The organism is Sphingosinicella flava, from assembly GCF_016025255.1.
GTDB classification, from domain to species: Bacteria; Pseudomonadota; Alphaproteobacteria; order Sphingomonadales; family Sphingomonadaceae; genus Allosphingosinicella; species Allosphingosinicella flava.
On the sequence record NZ_CP065592.1, the window covers coordinates 35,064 to 54,479 of the forward strand.

Annotated in this window: 26 protein-coding genes and 1 tRNA gene; 10 read left to right on the forward strand and 17 right to left on the reverse strand. The window is 62.0% G+C overall.

The genetic code is table 11. The features are described from left to right. Positions 1-2: 2 nt before the first annotated feature. The 5 genes from glnA to map all read right to left on the reverse strand — a co-directional run bounded on the left by glnA (position 3) and on the right by map (position 3,789). Complete coding sequence (gene glnA, locus IC614_RS00205) at positions 3-1,415, reverse strand: type I glutamate--ammonia ligase (RefSeq protein ID WP_200971764.1); 1,413 nt, start codon at positions 1,413-1,415, stop codon at positions 3-5. Between the two features lie 106 nt (positions 1,416-1,521). Beyond that, positions 1,522-1,731, reverse strand: a complete 210-nt coding sequence (locus IC614_RS00210; protein WP_200971765.1) for a helix-turn-helix domain-containing protein — start codon at positions 1,729-1,731, stop codon at positions 1,522-1,524. A gap of 9 nt (positions 1,732-1,740) precedes the next feature. Continuing rightward, complete coding sequence (locus IC614_RS00215) at positions 1,741-2,079, reverse strand: P-II family nitrogen regulator (RefSeq protein WP_200971766.1); 339 nt, start codon at positions 2,077-2,079, stop codon at positions 1,741-1,743. A 101-nt stretch (positions 2,080-2,180) separates the two neighbouring features. Continuing rightward, positions 2,181-2,900 carry a Crp/Fnr family transcriptional regulator gene (locus IC614_RS00220; RefSeq protein WP_200971767.1) on the reverse strand — a complete coding sequence of 240 codons (720 nt, stop codon included), beginning with the start codon at positions 2,898-2,900 and terminating at the stop codon, positions 2,181-2,183. A 61-nt stretch (positions 2,901-2,961) separates the two neighbouring features. Next, on the reverse strand, positions 2,962-3,789 hold the full coding sequence (gene map, locus IC614_RS00225) for a type I methionyl aminopeptidase (protein WP_200971768.1): 828 nt from the start codon (positions 3,787-3,789) through the stop codon (positions 2,962-2,964). Positions 3,790-3,868: 79 nt separating this feature from the next. Between map and IC614_RS00230 the strand changes: the two genes are divergently transcribed. Continuing rightward, a complete protein-coding gene (locus IC614_RS00230) occupies positions 3,869-4,627 on the forward strand; it encodes a competence/damage-inducible protein A (RefSeq protein WP_200971769.1) in 759 nt (252 codons plus the stop codon). Here IC614_RS00230 and IC614_RS00235 read toward each other — a convergent pair. The 3 genes from IC614_RS00235 to IC614_RS12375 all read right to left on the reverse strand — a co-directional run bounded on the left by IC614_RS00235 (position 4,624) and on the right by IC614_RS12375 (position 5,945). Next, positions 4,624-4,980: a hypothetical protein gene (locus tag IC614_RS00235; protein ID WP_200971770.1), complete on the reverse strand. Its 357-nt coding sequence runs from the start codon at positions 4,978-4,980 to the stop codon at positions 4,624-4,626. The two genes, IC614_RS00230 and IC614_RS00235, sit on opposite strands and share 4 nt — an antisense overlap. Positions 4,981-5,015: 35 nt before the next feature. Further along, entirely contained in the window at positions 5,016-5,462 is a 447-nt protein-coding gene (locus tag IC614_RS00240; protein WP_200971771.1) for a hypothetical protein, read from the reverse strand. Positions 5,463-5,813: 351 nt separating this feature from the next. Further along, entirely contained in the window at positions 5,814-5,945 is a 132-nt protein-coding gene (locus IC614_RS12375; protein WP_264175500.1) for a hypothetical protein, read from the reverse strand. A gap of 29 nt (positions 5,946-5,974) precedes the next feature. On the opposite strand from IC614_RS12375, the gene IC614_RS12455 reads away from it, so the two are divergent. From IC614_RS12455 to IC614_RS00255, 3 genes are all read left to right on the forward strand, one after another. After that, the gene (locus IC614_RS12455) at positions 5,975-6,199 is read left to right on the forward strand and encodes a YozE family protein (protein ID WP_200971772.1); all 225 of its coding nucleotides are present in this window, start codon (positions 5,975-5,977) and stop codon (positions 6,197-6,199) included. 58 nt (positions 6,200-6,257) lie between these two features. Further along, positions 6,258-7,616 carry a hypothetical protein gene (locus IC614_RS00250; protein ID WP_200971773.1) on the forward strand — a complete coding sequence of 453 codons (1,359 nt, stop codon included), beginning with the start codon at positions 6,258-6,260 and terminating at the stop codon, positions 7,614-7,616. A 137-nt stretch (positions 7,617-7,753) separates the two neighbouring features. Then, complete coding sequence (locus tag IC614_RS00255) at positions 7,754-8,605, forward strand: DUF3800 domain-containing protein (RefSeq protein ID WP_200971774.1); 852 nt, start codon at positions 7,754-7,756, stop codon at positions 8,603-8,605. A 304-nt stretch (positions 8,606-8,909) separates the two neighbouring features. On the opposite strand, the gene IC614_RS00260 is transcribed toward IC614_RS00255, so the two are convergent. Then, positions 8,910-8,983, reverse strand: a tRNA-Gly gene (locus IC614_RS00260). A gap of 104 nt (positions 8,984-9,087) precedes the next feature. Between IC614_RS00260 and IC614_RS00265 the strand changes: the two genes are divergently transcribed. From IC614_RS00265 to IC614_RS00285, 5 genes are all read left to right on the forward strand, one after another. Further along, positions 9,088-9,513, forward strand: a complete 426-nt coding sequence (locus IC614_RS00265; protein ID WP_226372666.1) for a MarR family winged helix-turn-helix transcriptional regulator — start codon at positions 9,088-9,090, stop codon at positions 9,511-9,513. After that, complete coding sequence (locus IC614_RS00270) at positions 9,510-10,577, forward strand: HlyD family secretion protein (RefSeq protein WP_200971776.1); 1,068 nt, start codon at positions 9,510-9,512, stop codon at positions 10,575-10,577. Before IC614_RS00265 ends, IC614_RS00270 begins: the two co-directional genes overlap by 4 nt. Before the next feature lie 3 nt (positions 10,578-10,580). Next, positions 10,581-12,122, forward strand: a complete 1,542-nt coding sequence (locus IC614_RS00275; RefSeq protein ID WP_200971777.1) for a DHA2 family efflux MFS transporter permease subunit — start codon at positions 10,581-10,583, stop codon at positions 12,120-12,122. A 101-nt stretch (positions 12,123-12,223) separates the two neighbouring features. Beyond that, positions 12,224-12,385 carry a hypothetical protein gene (locus tag IC614_RS00280; protein WP_200971778.1) on the forward strand — a complete coding sequence of 54 codons (162 nt, stop codon included), beginning with the start codon at positions 12,224-12,226 and terminating at the stop codon, positions 12,383-12,385. Positions 12,386-12,533: 148 nt separating this feature from the next. Next, positions 12,534-12,752: a hypothetical protein gene (locus tag IC614_RS00285; protein ID WP_200971779.1), complete on the forward strand. Its 219-nt coding sequence runs from the start codon at positions 12,534-12,536 to the stop codon at positions 12,750-12,752. Here the strand turns inward: IC614_RS00285 and IC614_RS00290 are convergent. The 8 genes from IC614_RS00290 to IC614_RS00325 all read right to left on the reverse strand — a co-directional run bounded on the left by IC614_RS00290 (position 12,749) and on the right by IC614_RS00325 (position 18,859). Then, complete coding sequence (locus tag IC614_RS00290; protein WP_200971780.1) at positions 12,749-13,141, reverse strand: MAPEG family protein; 393 nt, start codon at positions 13,139-13,141, stop codon at positions 12,749-12,751. The genes IC614_RS00285 and IC614_RS00290 overlap by 4 nt on opposite strands. Positions 13,142-13,188: 47 nt before the next feature. Then, positions 13,189-13,599, reverse strand: a complete 411-nt coding sequence (locus IC614_RS00295; protein WP_226372667.1) for a PRC-barrel domain-containing protein — start codon at positions 13,597-13,599, stop codon at positions 13,189-13,191. 153 nt (positions 13,600-13,752) lie between these two features. Next, positions 13,753-14,091 (reverse strand): 4-fold beta flower protein, encoded by a 339-nt coding sequence (locus IC614_RS00300; RefSeq protein WP_200971781.1) that lies wholly within the window; start codon positions 14,089-14,091, stop codon positions 13,753-13,755. A gap of 183 nt (positions 14,092-14,274) precedes the next feature. Continuing rightward, a complete protein-coding gene (locus IC614_RS00305; protein WP_200971782.1) occupies positions 14,275-15,900 on the reverse strand; it encodes a M28 family metallopeptidase in 1,626 nt (541 codons plus the stop codon). 309 nt (positions 15,901-16,209) lie between these two features. After that, a complete protein-coding gene (gene rpsI, locus IC614_RS00310) occupies positions 16,210-16,782 on the reverse strand; it encodes a 30S ribosomal protein S9 (protein ID WP_200971783.1) in 573 nt (190 codons plus the stop codon). After that, positions 16,782-17,261: a 50S ribosomal protein L13 gene (gene rplM, locus IC614_RS00315; protein WP_200971784.1), complete on the reverse strand. Its 480-nt coding sequence runs from the start codon at positions 17,259-17,261 to the stop codon at positions 16,782-16,784. Before rplM ends, rpsI begins: the two co-directional genes overlap by 1 nt. A 120-nt stretch (positions 17,262-17,381) precedes the next feature. Then, a complete protein-coding gene (cutA, locus tag IC614_RS00320; RefSeq protein WP_200971785.1) occupies positions 17,382-17,702 on the reverse strand; it encodes a divalent-cation tolerance protein CutA in 321 nt (106 codons plus the stop codon). A 2-nt stretch (positions 17,703-17,704) separates the two neighbouring features. Continuing rightward, positions 17,705-18,859 (reverse strand): COX15/CtaA family protein, encoded by a 1,155-nt coding sequence (locus IC614_RS00325; protein ID WP_200971786.1) that lies wholly within the window; start codon positions 18,857-18,859, stop codon positions 17,705-17,707. 111 nt (positions 18,860-18,970) lie between these two features. On the opposite strand from IC614_RS00325, the gene IC614_RS00330 reads away from it, so the two are divergent. Further along, positions 18,971-19,336, forward strand: coding sequence for a MerC domain-containing protein (locus tag IC614_RS00330; protein ID WP_200971787.1), 366 nt, complete (start codon positions 18,971-18,973; stop codon positions 19,334-19,336). Positions 19,337-19,416 lie beyond the last annotated feature (80 nt).

The window sequence follows — 19,416 nt, forward strand, 5'->3', positions numbered from 1 at the left end:
GATCAGCTCGAATAATACATGTCGTATTCGACCGGGCTCGGCGTGGTTTCCCAGCGCAGCACTTCTTCCCATTTGAGGTCGATATAGGCGTCGATCTGATCGTCGCTGAACACGTCGCCGCGGGTGAGGAAGGCGCGGTCGTTCTGGAGGGACACGAGCGCCTCGCGGAGCGATCCGCAGACGGTCGGAACGTCCACCAATTCCTGCGGCGGCAGATCGTAGAGATTCTTGTCCATCGGGTCGCCCGGATGGATGCGGTTCTGGATGCCGTCGAGGCCCGCCATCATGATCGCCGCATAGCAGAGATAGGGGTTGGCGAGCGCGTCCGGGAAGCGAAATTCGACGCGCTTCGCCTTCTCGCCCGTGCCGTAGGGAATGCGGCATGAGGCCGAGCGGTTGCGCGAGGAGTAAGCGAGCAGCACCGGCGCCTCGAAGCCGGGGACCAGGCGCTTGTAGCTGTTCGTCGTCGGGTTGGTGAAGGCGTTGAGGGCCTTGGCGTGCTTGATGACGCCGCCGATGAAGAAGAGCGCGGTTTCCGAAAGGCCCGCATAGCCATTGCCCGCGAAGAGCGGCTTGCCGCCGTTCCAGATCGAAATGTGGGTGTGCATGCCCGATCCGTTATCCTGCGCGATGGGCTTGGGCATGAAGGTCGCGGTCTTGCCATAGGCGTGGGCGACCTGGTGCACGACATATTTGTAGACCTGCATGCGGTCGGCGGTTTCGACGAGCGTGCCGTAGGTGAGGCCGAGCTCGTGCTGCGCGGCGGCGACTTCGTGATGATGCTTGTCCATGGGCAGGCCCATTTCGAGCATGGTCGAGACCATCTCGCCGCGAATGTCGCCGGCGCTGTCGACCGGCGCGACCGGGAAATAGCCGCCCTTGGCGCGCGGGCGATGGGCGAGGTTGCCGCCTTCATATTCGCGGCCCGAATTGGTCGGCAGCTCGATATCGTCGATCTTGAAATAGGAGGTGTTGTAGCCGTCCTCGAACCGCACGTCGTCGAACATGAAGAATTCGGCTTCCGGGCCGACATAGACGGTGTCGCCGATGCCGGTGGTCTTGAGGTAAGCCTCGGCGCGCTTGGCGGTCGAGCGCGGATCGCGGGCGTAAAGTTCGCCGGTGCCCGGATCGACGATGTCGCAGACGAGGATCAGCATCGGCGTCGCGCTGAACGGATCGACATAGACGGCGTCGAGGTCCGGCTTCAGGATCATGTCGCTTTCGTTGATCGCCTTCCATCCCGCGATGGAGGAGCCGTCGAACATGAAGCCGTCGGTCAGCTGATCCTCATCGACCACACCCGCGCACATGGTGAGGTGCTGCCACTTCCCCTTGGGATCGGTAAATCGAAGGTCGACCCATTCGATTTCCTGATCCTTGATCATGTCCAGGATTTTGCCCGCGTCGTTCGCCATGTCGTCTGCCCTCGCTCGATGGAATCGCCGCCGGACTCGGCCGCGCCGGGGCTTTCTAACGGCGTGGGAAAAGCCGCTCCAGCGGCCGGTGAATATTTCACGCCGGTCAGTAGACGCGGCGCTGGGCGGCGATCAGCATGCGCAGGAGCATGGCGACCGGGCGCGGCACGCCGACCTTGCCCTCCAGCCACAGGCTGACGGCGGAGCGGCTGACCCCGATCGCGTTGGCGAGATCGTTCTGCGTCTTGTAGCCAAGCGTGCGCATGGCGGCGCGCAGCTCGTCCGGGTGCATCTGGGCGAGGCGGGGATCATCCATGCGCTAGCGTCAAATCGCGTCCGGGCCGCGCTCCCCGGTGCGGATGCGGACCGCCTGTTCGACATGGGAGACGAAGATCTTGCCGTCGCCGATCCGGCCGGTGCGGGCGGCAGTCTCGATCGCCTCGACCACGCGGTCGGCGAGAGCGTCGTCGACGACCACCTCCAGCTTCACCTTGGGCAGGAAATCCACGACATATTCGGCGCCGCGATAGAGCTCGGTATGGCCTTTCTGGCGCCCGAAGCCCTTTGCTTCGAGCACCGTCATTCCGGACACGCCGATATCGTGCAGCGCCTCCTTCACCTCGTCCAGCTTGAACGGCTTGATGATCGCTTCGATCTTCTTCACGCGAATCCCCTGGTTGCGGTGCAGCGTGACGATAGCGGGGGCAGGGCAGGGCGCCAAGAAGCCGCCGTGATACGGTGCCTCACGATGGCGATCGGCTGAATTCAGCGCGGGCGGGAGTCGAGGTAGAGATAGTCTGCATCGAACTCCGCCGCGGCTTGCAAGGCCGCGAGGTTGGAAATGACGACCTTCCGCCCGCGAAATTCCAGCAAATCGGATTCCCGAAGTTCCCGCAAGGTGCGGTTCACGTGGACGGCGGTCAGGCCGAGGCATTCGGACACATCCGTCTGGGTCAGCGCGAAATCGTAGGATAACCCATCGGTCAGGCCGACGATGCTAAGGCGATGATACAGCTCGCAGAACAGGTGGGCCACGCGCGCGAAGGCGGAACGGCGGCCGAGCGACACCTCCCACTCCCGGTGGATCGCGGCATCGAGATTGGTCGAAAACCACAGAAGACGCGTGAGATGGGGAAAGGCTTCGGTAATCCTCTCCAGCCGTTCGTGGGGAACGAGAGCGATCTTGCAGGGGGTCAAGGTGCCGACATTATGATCGAGCCGCTTCAGGGTGAAGCTGTGGAGATCGGCGAAATCGCCCGGAACGTGAAGCTCGGTGATCTGCCGCTGCCCGTCGCGCAGATCCTTGTAGCGGGCGAGAAAGCCGTCGAGCAGGAGGGTCGAAACGGCCAGTTCTTCACCCGGTGAAACGATCGTCTTGTTGTCGGGTATCTCCCTGACCTCGCTGACCGCATCTTCCAAGGCACGCTCTTCCTCAGCCGAGATGGTGTCGCGGGCACGTAGTTTCAGGAGCAGTTTTTCGATCATGCGCAACCTCCCCCCTTTGACGAGGGTCGACCATAGCCGTTCCCTGCCGCAATGCGAAGGGTCAGGCGTAAGGCGGTTTATCGAGGCCGCGCGGGCTTTTCGTGAAGATTTCGCAGCCGTCCTCGGTGATGCCGACCGAATGTTCGAACTGGGCGGAGAGCGAGCGGTCGCGCGTCACCGCCGTCCAGCCGTCGTCCAGCACCTTGCACGCCGCCTTGCCGATATTCACCATCGGTTCGATCGTGAAGAACATGCCGGGCTTCAATTCCGGCCCAGTGCCGGGCTTGCCGACATGGACGACTTCGGGCGCGCTGTGGAATTCGCGGCCGAGGCCGTGGCCGCAAAATTCGTGGACGACGCCGTAGCGGAAACTTTCCGCGTAGCTTTGGATGGCATGGCTGATGTCGCCCAGGCGGTTGCCGGGCTTCGCCATCGCGATGCCGCGCATCATCGCTTCATAGGTTACGTCGACGAGGCGCTTCGCTTTGATCGGGACATTGTCGCCGACGAAATACATGCGGCTGGTATCGCCATGCCAACCGTCGAGGATCGGGGTGACGTCGATATTGACGATGTCCCCGTCTTTCAGCGCCCGGTCGCCCGGAATGCCGTGGCAGACGACATGGTTGATCGAGGTGCAGCAGCTCTTCGTATAGCCGCGATAGCCGAGCGTCGCGGGATAGCCGCCGCCGTCGCGCGTCATGCGATGGACGATGTCGTCGATTTCCTGCGTGGTGATGCCGGGCACGACATGCTTGGTGAGCTCGTCCAGGATTTCCGCCGCGAGCCGCCCCGCCGCGCGCATGCCTTCGAAGCCCTTCGGCCCATGCAGCTTGATCTGGCCGCTATGGCCGATGACGGCGTCGTCGATTTCCAGGATATCGTTCATGGACCGGGATATAGCGATGGCGGCCGTTAACGGCAATGAAGCGATGGCGCCGCGCTCCCTCCGCCGCTAAAGATGCCGCATGGATACGGAACGGATCTGGACGGCGGGACTCGTCATCATCGGTGACGAAATCTTGTCCGGGCGCACGCAGGATAAGAATGTCGCGCAAATCGCTTCATGGCTGAACCTGCAGGGCATTCGCCTGGCCGAAGTGCGGATCGTGCCTGATGTGGAGGCGCGGATCGTCGAAGCGGTGAACGCCCTGCGCGCGGCATATGATTATCTGTTCACCACCGGCGGCATCGGCCCGACCCATGACGACATCACGGTCGACGCGATCGCGGCGGCACTCGGCGTCCCGGTCGTCGTCCATCCGAAGGCGCGTGCGATCCTCGAGGCTTATTATGAAAGCCGGGGCGGCATCACCGAAGCGCGGCTCCGGATGGCACGGGTGCCCGAAGGCGCGGATTTGATCGAGAATCGCATGTCCGGCGCGCCCGGCATCCGTATCGGCAACATCTTCATCCTTGCCGGGGTGCCGCACATCACGACGCTGATGCTCGAAGCACTGTCGGGGACGCTGGAGGGCGGAAAACCGCTCCTGTCGCGCACCGTCGGCTGCTGGGTGGCGGAAAGCGAAGTGGCGGATCTGCTCGCGGCTACTGAAAAGGCGCATCGCGAATGCCAGATCGGCTCCTACCCCTTTTTCAAGGAAGGACGGGTGGGGGCGAATTTCGTCGTGCGCAGCACGGAGCCCGACGCGCTGAATGCCTGTATCGAGACGCTGATCGACGCGTTGACCGGCAATGGGCGCGAGATTGTCGACGGCGCGATCTAGGGGCCTTCACTCTTCCCCGCGCGATGCCCGAACAGGGTCGTATAGCGTCCGATAAAGAGAAGCGCCGTGGGCCACAGCATCGTGTTCCACAGGTCTTTCAGGCTTTCGTGCCACGCCAGCGACGTACCTTGTATCTGCTGCCAACGCAGGTCGAACAATTCGTTCAATATCTCGAAGGCGAGGACGACCAGCCAGGGTATCCGGCTCCGCCGCGTCTGCCGGAACACGAACATCGCGCAAAGGTAGAGAAGGATGGCGAGATGGATGTGAAGCGCATCGCGCTCCAGGCCGGTATAATGCTCGATGAAAACCTTCACGTCCGCATAGGCCGCGCTAATACCGCCAAGAGTCATGACCCGGCCCTAGAGGAGCGAATGCACCGGGGCAATCAGCGCGCTTGTCGGCACGCCGCGACAAAGCGGGCGCGGAGGCCCGCATCGCTTGCCGGCAGCGTGCGATCCTGCGTGCCATAAGACAGCGTCAGCGGTTCTGGACTTTCCATCAGCGCGACGACCCCCGCCGACATGGGCGCCGTCCCCTCGACGATGTCAGGTCCGCCGGGGATCGCGCGGGTCTGCAAGCTGACGCTCGCCGCGCCGCTGCGCAGGATCAGCGGGGGATCGCCCGCAACGGCCGAAAAGTCTCCCGGCTGTACGTAGAAATCCACCGGATTGCGGCGGCAGGCGAAGCGGACGGAAACGCTTTCGCCCTCTTGATAGACAAGCGCGGTACCCGCCGTCGCCGAAGTCTGGATCGTCCAAGCGGACGGCACCGGCAGGGGAGCGCAGGCGGCAAGGAAAAGGATGACCGCCGCCTGGGCAATGAAGCGCATCATATTCTCCCGTTTCGTTCCGCCGCTGCAACGCGCAACCCCGCTGAAAGATGCCCGTCGAGATAGAGACTCAACCGTTTCACCAGAATGAACGCTGCGGAGGGTGGAAGTGGAGCGGGCGAACCCGATCCGCCGTTATCATACTCATGGAGGCTCGGGATGTAAGCTCGCCTACACGCGATGTTAAGCGAAAGATGCGTGAAATACTGACTGCACAAAGGGTCCGACTTATCCACAGAATTGATGTGCCCATCCGTCGCATGGACCCTGCGCGTGGTGTACACGGGTTGGGGAGGTGCTCTCATGGGGATGCCAACAGCAGGCGATTTTCTCGCAAGCGTTTACCGAATGCGATCAGAGGCCGCCAAGGGTCTTGAGGATGCGCGTCGCAGTGCGGTTATAGGCGACATAAGATCTTGGGAAGAGCGGTTGGGGGACAATGAGAAGCTGGTACTTCAGGCTGAGAAAAAGTTTGGCGTAGCCCATCGGCCCCTGTCCGTTTAGGAGTACGTGCAATGTCTTTCCGTGATTACATCTCGAACAGACAGGCGAGGGGCAATCCTCAAGGCGACTTCGTTCGGGATGCTAAGCTCGATCCTAATCTGCCGGACGTAGAGAGTTGGGCCCAGCTTCGCGCCTATTTAGAGCGGAACCGCGCTTGTGATGGGGCCATCGATGCTGCTCGTTCGGTTTGGGGATCCTACGTAGCTAAAACAAGGCGATCCGCCAGAAGCGTGTAAGTTATTTAGGCGCTACGTAGTCAATTAGACCCGCAGGATCACCGGGATGCCGACTGAGATGGTCGAAGATACCTCTGACAAGTCCTTCCTTTTCATAGGTGAGGCTAACCCCGATGCAGCCACCAGCCGGTTGGCGGTTGCACAAATTAACTATTTCAAAAAGATGCTCGAGTCTCGCCCATCCAATTGGAGCGACATCGTCCGCATTATCGATGAGGAAGACCTATTTGGCGTCGTAGTTAAGCTTACATGGAAGGCGATGGAGCGCCTCTGCCACTCTGAGTATATCACCGTACGAGACGAGCTGTTTTCGCGCATCTCCCGACTTCCCCATCTCATCTTCGTTCATCAGAGCTTCTTTGGCATTGAGAGTGCCTCAGTTGAGGAACACGACGGCGACTACGTCGAAGAGTTTTGGACCCCTTCATCTGAGTACTTCAAGCCTCTCGATAGGGAAAAACGAGCGCAAGTTCAGGCATTCTTTAACGGTTATGATCTGAACGTCGTAGCGTACGAAAGAAACGCAGAGATCTCGATCATTGCATCTGAGTTTGTTCAGCAACACCAAAGCAATATGCTGTTTCGGTTCTACGTACCGAAAGGGACTGTCTGGGCCGGGCAGACGGAGCAAGTTCTGTCGCTCTTCCGCGATTACCTAGAAAGCGCGGCTAAGATCAAGGTTCGCCAATCAACCCATGCGACTGCAGCAGGAACGGTATACGAGTTTTTCGGAGACGGAGAGGTTTCGCAGGAAGCGATAGCCGGCCAGATGGAATCCTTCGGTCAGTTGATGGACCTTTGCTTGAAGGATCCACATGGCGCCGAAACTTTGTTGGTGGCTATGGGAGCCGATCGGGCGGAAATTGCGGACATCGTAAGTCGGTACACAAGGCAGCTTCGCAGAATAGCTACAGACATGCGCCATGAGAGGGAGAAGGTCGCTCTCAAGGTTAGGCAACAGCTGGAGGGCGAATTGGTCGACGCTGTTCCTCTCGGAGACCTCGATGCGATACACGAGATCGTCAATCAGATGATACCTGTAACACTAGGGGTCGGTTCGTTCCTCACGCTGGGCGGCCACAGAGAGCGGCCGCTTACTCTCAATTATAAGCCTCAATTTTTCGAAAATGTTCACGGCTTAGTGGCCAGTGAGGTGCACGGCACGCAGAATATCGGGCCGGCACCGAGGGAGCTGCTGGAGTTGATCGATCGAGTGGGTGGCTCAAGACGCTCAGAGCTGAGGGCCGCAGTGCACGAGCTGGAGGACTCCAACTCCTCGCCCGAACAGATCGTCAGTGCCAAGGGCAAACTGAAGGCGTTTGTTGGTCGAGTGAGTCAGGTCGGTGGACAGAAGTTGCTCGATGTTAGCAGTAGCATTCTGCAGGCCTACCTCCAGCAGAAGCTGGGTATAGGCTAAACCAACTAGGCACGAGCGGCCGTGAATGTTTGGAGATGCGATTATCACATAGGTGAGCCCGGCGCGACGATGATGGCGGGAAGGCTCACTAAAAAAGGCGACAATGACTTAGAATGGTTTGATGGGGGACGGCATCGATGCACTTTTTCTACCTCGACGAAAGCGGGTGTACCGGTGGAGATCTCCAGAACAACCAACAGCCGATATTCGTACTCGGCGGCATCTCCGTTAAAGATCAAGGATGGAGAGAAACGACTGATCGGTTCAGGAGCTGTTTGACGGAATTCTTCGGCGGAGACCTCCCCGACGGCTTCGAGCTTCACGCGACGGACTTGGTGAACGGCGAAGGCCCATTTGAACAGTATGACCGCGAGCAGCGGGCAGGTTTGATCCACGAGCTTTTAGATCTCATCACAGACCGGAAGCACCCGCTGCACCTTGTAGCGATAGATAAGGCAAAGCTGGGAGCGAACCTGAATGCTGATGCGCATCCGGTAGTAGATTGTTCAGTGCCATACCTGCTCGGCTTCAACTATCTCGTCACGTATATAGAACGATATGCCAAGCAGGTGCTGGGGCGAACCGTGCGAGCAATGATCATCCTGGATCAGAAGGATGCTTACCAAGCCCGCGTCGATGCGATCACCGCATATCGGCGCTATGACGTTCCACAGGCGCGTCGACTGAAGTGGCTCGTTGAGTTCAGCTATCCGGTGGATTCGGTCCGCCACCCCATGATCCAGCTTTCCGACTTGGTGATATTCCTCGCCAGGAAGTTTCTTGAGGTTGACAATGGCTACCGAGAAGGGTGGTCGCCGGAGGCCAAGAACTTCTTTGCGAGCTGTTACGCAAAGATTGTGACCCGGATTAAGTGGACCACCCTCCTGCCTCCTCCCGGACCTGAGGACCGGGCAATCCATCGAATCTTGAACGCCTCCGTATCAACTCACCGGCGAAACTGGCGGCAGCGCTACAACTTGGAAGGGTGACATTCGCCGTATTGCCGTGGATCGGCTGAGCGCCGCAAGAACTGAGCCTTATTGGAGAGGCTCAAGCTCATGGAATCCTCGAACGAACCTGAGAATAATTCCGCATCGCTTGAGTGGCCTCCTCCAGAGCTGATCTCCTTGGCCAAGGGCTCTAGCGCGAGCGGCAGCTCGACGGGATTTCGAAGCCGATTTCCGTCTACGCTTGCTTCAACTGCGCACGAACAACTCGGCTCACACCCCACGTCAAAGATGGCAAAAAAGCCAATTCAAAGTGTGTGTGAGCGGGGCGTCTACGAGAGCACCATGGAGCGGGCGAGGGGAATCGAACCCCCGTCGTAAGCTTGGGAAGCTTCTGCTCTACCATTGAGCTACACCCGCGAGATAGCGCTGGGACGGCTTGCCACAAATGGCTCTCACCGGTCAACGCACAGTGTCGGAACAACGCCATTGTAGATAATAAGCATACTTATTATATGCGCTTCATGCAGACATTGGGATTCGATCTGGCGGAAACGGCGCGGCTGATGCGGCGGGATTTCGATCGGCGGGCGGTGGCGCTCGGCGCGACGCGTGCGCAGTGGCGGGTTCTGGCCCGGTTGTGGCGGCAGGATGGGTTGCGGCAGGTCGACCTTGCCGATGCTCTGGACGTAGAGCCCATCACCCTCTGCCGCATGGTCGACCGGCTGGAAGAGGCCGGGCTCGTCGAACGCCGCAGGGATGAAGAGGATCGCCGCGCATGGCGCATCCATCTCACCGCCAAAGCCGAGCCGGTGGTCCGGGAACTGCAGGCGATCGGGGCGGCCTTCCATGCCGATGCGCTGGATGGAATTTCACCGGCCGAGCAGGACGCCGTCGCGAACGTGCTCGCCCGGATCAGAGCCAATTTGAAAGAGCGGAAAGCGGCATGAGCGACACGGTAATGACGGCCGATACGGCCCCCTCCGACACGAAACCGAAAAAGCCGGCGTGGCGCACATTTCTGATGCTGTCGGTGCCGTTGCTGCTCGCGATCGTGGGCGGTTATTTCTGGCTGACGTCCGGCCGCTATGTCGCGACCGACAATGCCTATGTCGCCCAGGACAAGGTGTCGGTGAGCGCCGAGGTGGGCGGCGCGATCGCGCAGGTGCATGTCCGCGAGAACCAGCGGGTGAAGAAAGGCGACCTGCTGTTCGTCCTCGACCAGCGCCCCTATCGCCTCGCGCTCGCCCAGGCCGAGGCGCAGATGGCGGCGGCGCGGGTGCAGGTGAACCAGCTCCAGACCGCGTCGGCGGGCACGGGCGCCGATATCGAAGGCGCGCGGGCGAACCTTGCCTACACGCAGAAGGAATTTTCCCGTTACGCCGAGCTTCTCGAGCGCGGCTTCACCACCCGTGTGCGCTATGAAGAGGCCCAGCATGCGGTGCAGGAGGCGCGCGAACGGCTTGCCAACGCTGAGGCGGACGCCGCGACCGCGCGTGCGGCGCTCGCCGGAGAGGGCGCTACAAACCAGCCCGCCGTCGAAGCGGCACGCGTTGCGCGCGAAAAGGCGCTGCTCGACCTGCAGCGCACCGAAATCCGCGCCCCGGCCGACGGCTTCGTCAGCCAGGCCGACCGCCTACAGGCTGGCAATGCCGTTGTGGCGGGCGTTCCGGTGCTGACCATCGTGCGGAGCGGCGACACGTGGGTCGAGGCCAATTACAAGGAAACCGACCTTGCCAAGATGACGGTCGGCCAGCCCGCCGAGATCGAGCTCGACGCCTATCCCGGCCTCAAGGTCCAGGGCCATGTCGCCAGCATCGGCGCGGGGACGGGATCGGAATTTTCCGTCCTGCCCGCGCAGAATGCGACCGGCAATTGGGTGAAAGTGACGCAGCGCGTGCCCGTCCGCATCGCGCTCGACGAAACGCCGGGCCGGCCGTTCATCGCGGGCCTCTCGGCGGAAGTGACGGTGGATACGGAAGGCCGGGCATCGCAGCGGGTTGCCACGCGCTAGGTCATGGCCGCGCCCGCATCCGCCATCGCCAGGCCCGAGGGGCTGGAGCGTATCCTCATCACCATCGCGGTGATGTTGGGTACGCTGATGCAGGTGCTCGACACGACGATCGCCAACGTCGCGCTGCCCCATATGCAAACCAGCCTCGGCGCGACGTCGGAAACGATCAACTGGGTGCTGACCAGCTATATCGTCGCATCGGCCGTCGCGATTCCGATCACCGGCTGGCTGGCCGACAAGGTGGGCCGGAAACCGCTCTTCCTGTGGACGGTGATCGGCTTCACGGCCGCTTCGGTGCTGTGCGCGCTCGCGCAGAACATGCCGGAAATGGTGCTGTTCCGCGCGCTGCAGGGCGTGGCGGGCGCGTTCATCGTGCCGCTCGCTCAAGCGACCCTCTTCGACATCAACCCGCCCGAAAAGCACGCCAAGGCCATGGCCCTGTTCGGCGGCGGCGTGATGATCGGGCCGATTCTGGGGCCGGTGCTCGGCGGGTGGCTGACCGACAGCTTCAACTGGCGCTGGGTGTTTCTCGTCAACCTTCCGGTCGGCGTCCTCGCGACGGTCATGCTCATCCGCTACCTCCCCGCGACGCCCAGGGTATCGAAGCGCTTCGACCTGTTCGGCTTCGCCCTGCTCGCGCTCGCCATCGGCGGCCTGCAGATGATGCTCGACCGGGGCGAGCAGCGCGACTGGTTCGAAAGCTGGGAAATCTGGATCGAGCTCGGCATCGCCGTCGGCGGCGCCTGGATGTTCGTCGTCCATATGCTGACGGCCAGGAACCCGATCTTCGACCCCAGGATGTTCGCCGACCGCAATTTTGCGACCGGCCTCTTCTTCATGGCCGTGACGGGCGTGTTGCTGCTCGCGGGGCTCGCCTTGCTGCCGCCGCTTCTGCAGCGCCTGATGGGTTATTCGGTGCTGCAATCGGGCTTTCTTACCGCGCCGCGCGGCGTGGGCACCTTGATCTCCATGGTGATCGCCGGGCGGCTCGTCGGCAAGATCGATGCGCGCGTGCTGATCCTCACCGGCTTCGGGCTCATGGCCCTTTCGCTATGGCAGATGTCGGGCTTCTCGCTCGACATGGATTCGCGGCCGGTCATCACGTCCGGCGTGGTGCAGGGGCTGGGCCTCGGCCTGATCTTCGTGCCCTTGAACACGCTCGCGTTCGGCACGCTCGCGGCGCGCTACCGCACGACGGCGGCGAGCCTCCTCAATCTGTCGCGCAGCATCGGCGGATCGGTCGGCATTTCGATCGTCACGACCTTGCTGTCCCGCAATCTGCAGGTGAGCCACGCCGATATCGCGTCCAGCGTGACGCAGAGCCGGTTGCAAGGCGTCGATCCGGCCCTGCTGGACCGGCTGGGAACTGGCGGCGACACCGCGCTCGCCGCCTTGAACGCGGAGATCAACCGGCAAGCGGCGATGGTCGCTTATATCGACGATTTCCACTTGATGATGCTCATCACGCTTGCCGCCCTGCCTCTCCTCCTGCTGCTTCGTCAGGCGAAGGCGCCGGGCGGCGGCCCTCCGGTCGTCGCGGACTGACTATCCACAGTTATAGGTATTTTGGCCGAATGTTATCTGTTCCCCGCTGCGGCAGACCCTAACATCAGGATGAACGCCTGCTCATGGGCAAAGGGGGATGAATGCAGGGACGTCTGATGCACCTGAGGTTTCAGGCGCGGCAATGCCGCTTTCTCGCGGGTTGTTCGGAACGGCAACCCGCCGCGGCGATGTTCGAGGAAATGGCTGTCCGCTATGAACGGCAGGCCGAACGGATCGAGCAGCGTCGCAACCCTTCGGGATAAGCCGGGCGATAAGCGTGCTTGGCTTTGGCAATCGCAGCCTAGAATCCTTGGATATAGTATTTTTCGCCGTTGGCTGAATGGTTTGCGGGGGAAAGTGCCTTTAGCTGAAATCTGCCTTCCTCACGAGGGAAGGCCGGGAAAGCGGGGCATGACACAGTATCAGACGAACCGGATCGTTCATTTGCGTCACCAGGCCGATCAATGTCGGAAGTTGGCGCGATCGACATTGCACCCGCCGACGGCGGCGATGTTCGAACAAATGGCGATCGAATATGAAACGCAGGCCACGCATCTGTCAGGCGATGCCGAGCGCTATCCATTCATTATCTATGACCCGGAAACTGCGGACGACAAATTCTGCCTTTAAAGCAAGGCCTGGGCGAGGATCATGGCCAGGCCCGCCATGCTGATCGTATAGACAAGCGTGCGGATCTTCGGAATGCCCGCGGCATAGAGCGGAAGATAGACGGCGCGGGCGGCGAGCCAGAGGAGGGCTCCGGCGGCCGTCCAGGCGTTCGTCCGCTCCGCCACGGTGACGATCAATATCGCCGCGATGGCGATCGGAAAGGTCTCCAGGAAATTGCCGCGCGCGCGGTCGAGGCGGCCCGCCAGCGGATTGAGCGGGGGCAATTCCTCGTCACGGGCGCCCATATTCCATGCGCGTCCGTACTGGCGCGTCTTGGCATTCACCGCCAAGATAATATGGACGACGGCGAGCAGGCAGCCGAGCGCCAGGACGGTGAGTTCGATCGTCATTGCATGAGCTTCGCGCAGAGGCGCAGATCATGCAAGTGGACGCGGCCTTAAAGGCCCCACCAATTCATCGTGCCATAATATTGCGAGATTTCCTGATCCTCTTCGGGGCGGCGGGGGCGGTCGCTTTCGTCGAGCCGCATCGTCGGCGCGTTCTTCAACTGCTCGCGCGTCAGGTCGACCGTATAGCCGTCCAGATCCACGTCATAGGTCAGGATTTCCCATGGCACGGGATGAACATGCTCCCCGATGCCCAGGAATCCGCCAAAGGACAGGAGCGCGTAGGCGACCTGGCCGCTTTTCTTTCCGATCATCACGGAATGAACGTGGCCCAGCCGTTCGCCGCGTATGTTATAAACGGGCGTTCCTTCCACGCGGCGCGAGGAAATGAGCTCGTGCGTGTCGTCGGTCACCGCTTCGGTTTCCGAAGCGAGGGTCATTTTCGTTTCTTCGATCATCATGGCGCCTCTCCCGGTTTAGAGGCCAACGCGCGAAGGGCTTCAGCCTGGAAGCTGAAGCCCTTCGTCAGCCGCCATTCGGCGGGTTTCAATCACCTCTTGATGCGCGCGTTTAAAACGCGCCGCGCAGTGAGGCGGTTCCGGCAAAACCGGGCTTTATTCGGCCGCCATCCGATATTCGTCGCTCAAGTCCATCGGTTCGGCGAGCCGGTGGAAAATATCCTGATAGCCATAATCGACGACGGCCCGGCGCGAGAAGCTGATGCCGGGCGAAGGGACGGTTTCCGGACGGCGCATCGGCGCGATATTGCGCGGATTGTGCGCGGGCTTGTCGACCACGGTGTCCTTGAAGAATTCCCCGACATAAGAACCATCGAGGCGATAGACGTGGGAACCAAGGATGCGGCCGACAGCGTCACCCCCCATGTCGTGAATATAGTCGCCAAAACGGAAACCGACGGGGTGACCGTCGGCGGAATAGACATACATGGGCATTGCTGCCTCCCCCGATAAGATGTTCGAAACAGGCCCGAAAATGTGGTTAATGGGCCGCCCGAAATTCGCCTTCGGAACCTGTATGCCAGATTAACGGCAGGGGCAGGGCGCAGGGCATATGGCGCCCCAATCCAACGTCTCGTCGACACGCCCTCCCGCCCGTAAAGGCGGAAGGGCCGTCATTTACCGACGCACGGCGCGGGGCTGCCCGGGCGCGAAGGCATTTCCGAAGAAGTTTCCTTCATACCAGCGCGGCGCCTGGGGGGCGTCGGCGATCTCGCGCGCGATTTCGTAATTGAGGCGGGCGAATTTGGCGCCGGCTTCCCAATTGAAAGGCAAGGTGATCTGGTCGCTGACCTTGTGATAATCGGTCGCGAGGAAATGGCGGAATTTCTCGCCGCCGCCATTGCCGAAACCGGTCATGAGGAAAACGGACGGAATGCCTTCCTGCACGAAGCGATAATGGTCTGAACGGGTGAACAGCCGCTCTTCGGGCAGGGGATCGGCAATGAGCTTTACCCCCATATTGGCACCCGCTTTCTCGACGGTCTGTCCCATGGTCGAATGTTCGGCGCCGAAGGCGATCACATCCTGGAAATCATAGGTGAGGATCGGCATGTCGAGATTGACGACACTGACGACCTTGCCGCCGCCGACCACCGGATGCTTGGCGAGATATTGTGAGCCCTGAAGGCCCTTTTCCTCTGCCGTCACCGCGGCGAGCAGGATGGAACGCTTCGGCCGGTCCTTGGTCGCCATCATCGCGCGCGCCGCTTCGATCAGTGTCGCGACGCCGGTCGCATTGTCCATCGCGCCGTTGAAAATCTTGTCCGCGCCTTCCCGTTCCGGATCAATGCCGACATGGTCGAGATGGGCCATGAGGACGACATATTCGTTCTTGAGGACCGGGTCGGAGCCTTCGATCATGCCGACGACATTGGGGCTCTGGAACGTCCTGGCGCTTGTCTTGGAGCGGACGGCGACCTTCGGCTTCAGCGCAAAGCCCTTCGGCTTGCCGCCTTCCTTGTCCGCCTGATCAAGCACGGCTTCCAACGTCTTGCCGGAACCCTTGAACAATAACGCCGCCGCCTTGTGGCTCATCGACGCGCTGAAGCGGATGGCGGGCGCATTGCTATACGGCTTGCCGTCCGTCTCGCTCCAGACCACCGAAGGGTGGGGGCCGGAACGGGTGAGGGACTCCCAGGGGCGGCGCTGGCTTTCGTCCCGGCGGGCGATCTGGATCACGCCGATCGCGCCATTCTTCGCCGCCATGACCCCTTTCTGCCCGTTCAGATGCGCGTTGAGATCGCTCGGCGTGCCCTTGGGCGTCCCGCCGATGATGAGGACGATCTTCCCCTTCACGTCCAATCCGGCATAATCGTTGAAGCCCTGGCTGGGACTGTCGAGGCCGTAACCCGCGAACACGACCGGCGCCTCCAGGCTGAGCGCAGGTTCGCGCGGCGAGGCGTTGACGATCACTTCGCTGAAATTGTCATAGCGGGTGTCGCCGATGCTCAACGCCGCGCCGTCTTCGATCATGTAGCTGCCGAAGGGAACCTGCTGATACCAGCTGCCCTGATTGCCCGGCTTCACCCCCAGCCCGGCGAGCTGCGTCGCGACATAGCGCGCGGCGATTTCATGGCCGCGCGATCCCGTGTCGCGGCCTTCGAGCAGGTCGTCCGACAGGAAGGCGACATGGCTGCGAAAGGCGTCGGCGGTGAAAGCGGGGGCCTGAGCTGGCGTCTGCGCGATGACGATGGAAGCGCAGGAGGCCGCCGCCAAGATAGCGGCAGGAAGTTTGAAACGCATCGAATATTCCCTGGAAGACTGAATCCGGGGAAAGACTACAGGCATGAACGGGGCTGGCAACCGAAAAGGCGGCGGGCCGCGCCGCGTCTCTTGGCCGTCCGGCCTCTCGTTAAAAGATGATCGCTCCAACGACGAAGGCCACGGCGGCGATCACCCAGTCCCGGCTCTGCATGCTTTTAAGGAAGTCCATGTCCTTGTCCTTTCGGCTGTAGAACGGGAAAGATAGGCAGCGTTTGCCCGGACAGGAAGGGGTAAAGAAAAAGGCGGCCCGGAACCCGGACCGCCTTTTCGATAACGCTTCGACGCGGCTTAGCGCTTCGAGAACTGGAAGCTGCGGCGGGCCTTCGCCTTGCCGTATTTCTTGCGCTCGACAACGCGCGGGTCGCGGGTCAGGAAACCTTCGCGCTTCACGGCCGTGCGCAGCGCCGGCTCGTACCGGGTCAGCGCCTGGCTGATGCCGTGACGGACCGCGCCCGCCTGGCCGGAGAGGCCGCCGCCCTTGACCGTCGCGACGACGTCATACTGGCCCGTGCGCTCGGCGATGTCGAACACCTGGTTGATGACGAGACGCAGGGTCGGACGCGCGAAATAGACTTCCTGGTCGCGGCCATTGATCGTGATCTTGCCGGTGCCGGGCTTCAGCCACACGCGGGCAACGGCGTCCTTGCGGCGGCCGGTCGCATAAGCGCGGCCCTGGGCGTCGAGCTGCTGTTCGCGCAGGACGGCTTCGATCTGCGGCCCTTGCGTGGACACGCCGTGGTCGTTGACCTGCTCTTCGCGCCGGCCGCGGCCGGCGGGACGCTCGGCAGCCGCCGGAGCGGCTGCAGCCTGACCTTCGACGACGGCGCCGAGATCGGAAAGCGATTGACGGGTATCGGACATCAGGCACCCACCTTGTTCTTGCGGTTCATGCCCGCGACATCGAGGACTTCAGGATTCTGGCCGCCGTGCGGATGCTCGGTGCCATTGTAGAGGTGAAGGGCGCGCATCTGGTCGCGGCCGAGCGGGCCACGGGGGATCATGCGCTCAACGGCCTTTTCAAGAACGCGTTCGGGGAAACGGCCTTCGAGAACCTTGCCGGCCGTGACCGACTTGATGCCGCCGGCATAGCCGGTGTGCTTGTAATAGATCTTGTCGTTCAGCTTCTTGCCGGTGAACTTCACCTTGTCGGCGTTGATGACGACGACATGGTCGCCGCAATCGACGTGCGGGGTGAAGCTCGGCTTGTGCTTGCCGCGCAGGATGTTGGCGATGATCGTGGCGAGACGCCCGACGACCAGACCTTCGGCATCGATCAGATGCCACTTCTTCACGACCTCGGCCGGCTTTGCCGGCTTGGTGGTCTTCAACAGCGCCTTCATGGCCTGAAACCCTTATGAAAATGACTGCGCCGCCCGAATCCGAGCGGCGCTGGTAGCGGCCTAATGCGGATGAGCGGCTATTTTGTCAAGAAAACAGCGGCTTTGCTGACGGGTAAAATATTACCTTCCGCTATTTTCCTCGATCCAGGCCCGATAGCGGGGCAAGGTGTCGGCGACAGGCAACACGGTGATAGCGGGAACGTCATAGCTGTGAAGCGCGGCGATCCGCTCGATCAGGCGCGGCGCCCTCGCGGCACCGGTCTTGAAGACCGCCGCGACCTCCTCGGTCTCCTCGACCGCGTCCTGCCAACGATAAATGGATTGGCAGGGTCCGAGGATGTTCACGCAGGCCGCCAGCCGTTCCTCGACTGCCGTCCGTCCAATCCGTCGCGCCTCCTCGCCGTCAGCGAAAATGGCATAGACTGAAACGACGTCGTCCACTCTTAGCCCCTCCCCTCGATGGGGAGGGGTTGGGGAGGGGTGATGCCGTGGCTCGGTTCGGTACGGGCGGAGAGATCACCCCCACCCAACCCTCCCCCATCGAGGGGGAGGGCTTTAGGCACATCGCCAATCCGATGCGCCGCGACGACGATCGCCGCCAGCAGCAGGGCCGCCATGCCCTGGTGCGCGACGCCCAGCCACAGCTCCACGCCCGTCAGGATCGTTGCGATGCCGAGCAGGATCTGGACTGTCACCGTCGTGAAGACCGCATGGGCGGCGCCCTTATGGCCCAAGCGCCCAGCCTTCAGCCCCAACAGGACTGCGAAACCCGCGACGGCGAAGGCGAGCCAGCGGTGGACGAACTGCACGACGACCGGATTGTCGACGAAGTTGCGCAAGGCGGGCTCCAGCATCGGCGTTTCCGCCGGGAACAGAGCATCGCCCATCAAGGGCCAGGTGTTGAACGCATAACCGGCGTTGAGCCCCGCCACATAGGCGCCGAACAGCATCTGGAGCGCGAGGACCGACAGCGTCCAGATGCCGAGGGTCGGCATCTTCGCCCGCCCGTGCCCCGCGTCCAGCGCGCGCAGGTCGAGCGCGGTCCAGACGAGGCCGCCCAGGATCAGGAGGGCGGTGAGCAGGTGGACGGCAAGCCGGATATGGCTGACGTCCGGCCGGTCGACGAGGCCGGACGCCACCATCCACCACCCGATCGCGCCCTGCAGCCCGCCGAGCGCGAGGAGGGCGGTCAGCCGGGGGCCATAGCCTTTCGGAATCGCCTTCTTCGCCGCGAACCAGAGGAGGGGAAGCGCGAAGGCCAGGCCGATGAAGCGCCCGAGCAGCCGGTGGACATATTCCCAGAAGAAGATGGATTTGAACTCGGTCAGCGACATGCCCCGGTTCACTTTCTGATATTCCGGCGTCGCCTTGTAGGCGTCGAACTCGGCCATCCATTGCTCTTCGTTGAGCGGAGGCACGGTGCCGGACACCGGTTCCCACCGGACCATCGACAGACCCGACTCGGTGAGGCGGGTGATGCCGCCCACCACGACCATCAGGAAGACGAGCGCGGCGACGGCCAGAAGCCAGTTGGAAACGGCGCGGGGCCGGGGGCTGCGCGCGGACGGAAGGAAAGCGGACGCTGCGGCGGTGTTCATGGCGGCCATATGCGCTTTCACCCGCCGCATCTCAATGCAACTTTTTTAAGGGATGTGATATTGTAACTTCCGGTCCGAAGCCGTATAAAGGCGGTCAGCAAGGGATCTTAGATGTTCGCACTTAACATCCGCGATGGAATGCTGGACCGGCTGGCCATTGGCCTGTCGGGCCTGTGCCTCGTCCATTGCCTCGCGACGAGCATCGCCCTTGCCCTGCTGGCTTCCGCGGGCGCGCTTTTGTCGCCGCACATTCATGAAGCGGGCCTGTTCCTCGCCATCCTCCTCGGCATCGTCGCCCTTGGGAAGGGGATCGCCGAACATGGCTATATGATGCCCGCGGCCGTCGGCGGTTTCGGCATCGGCATCATGGCGGGCGCCTTGTCCCTGCCGCACGGGGGCATGGAGATCGTCTACACGATCCTCGGCGTCTCCGTCCTCGCCCTCGGCCACGACCTCAACCGCCGCGCCGTCAACTGAGCCTCCCGCTCCTTGTCCGCAGCCTTTCGGCGCTCGACATTATTTCTACCGTCATTCCAGACTTCTAACATCATTCCAGC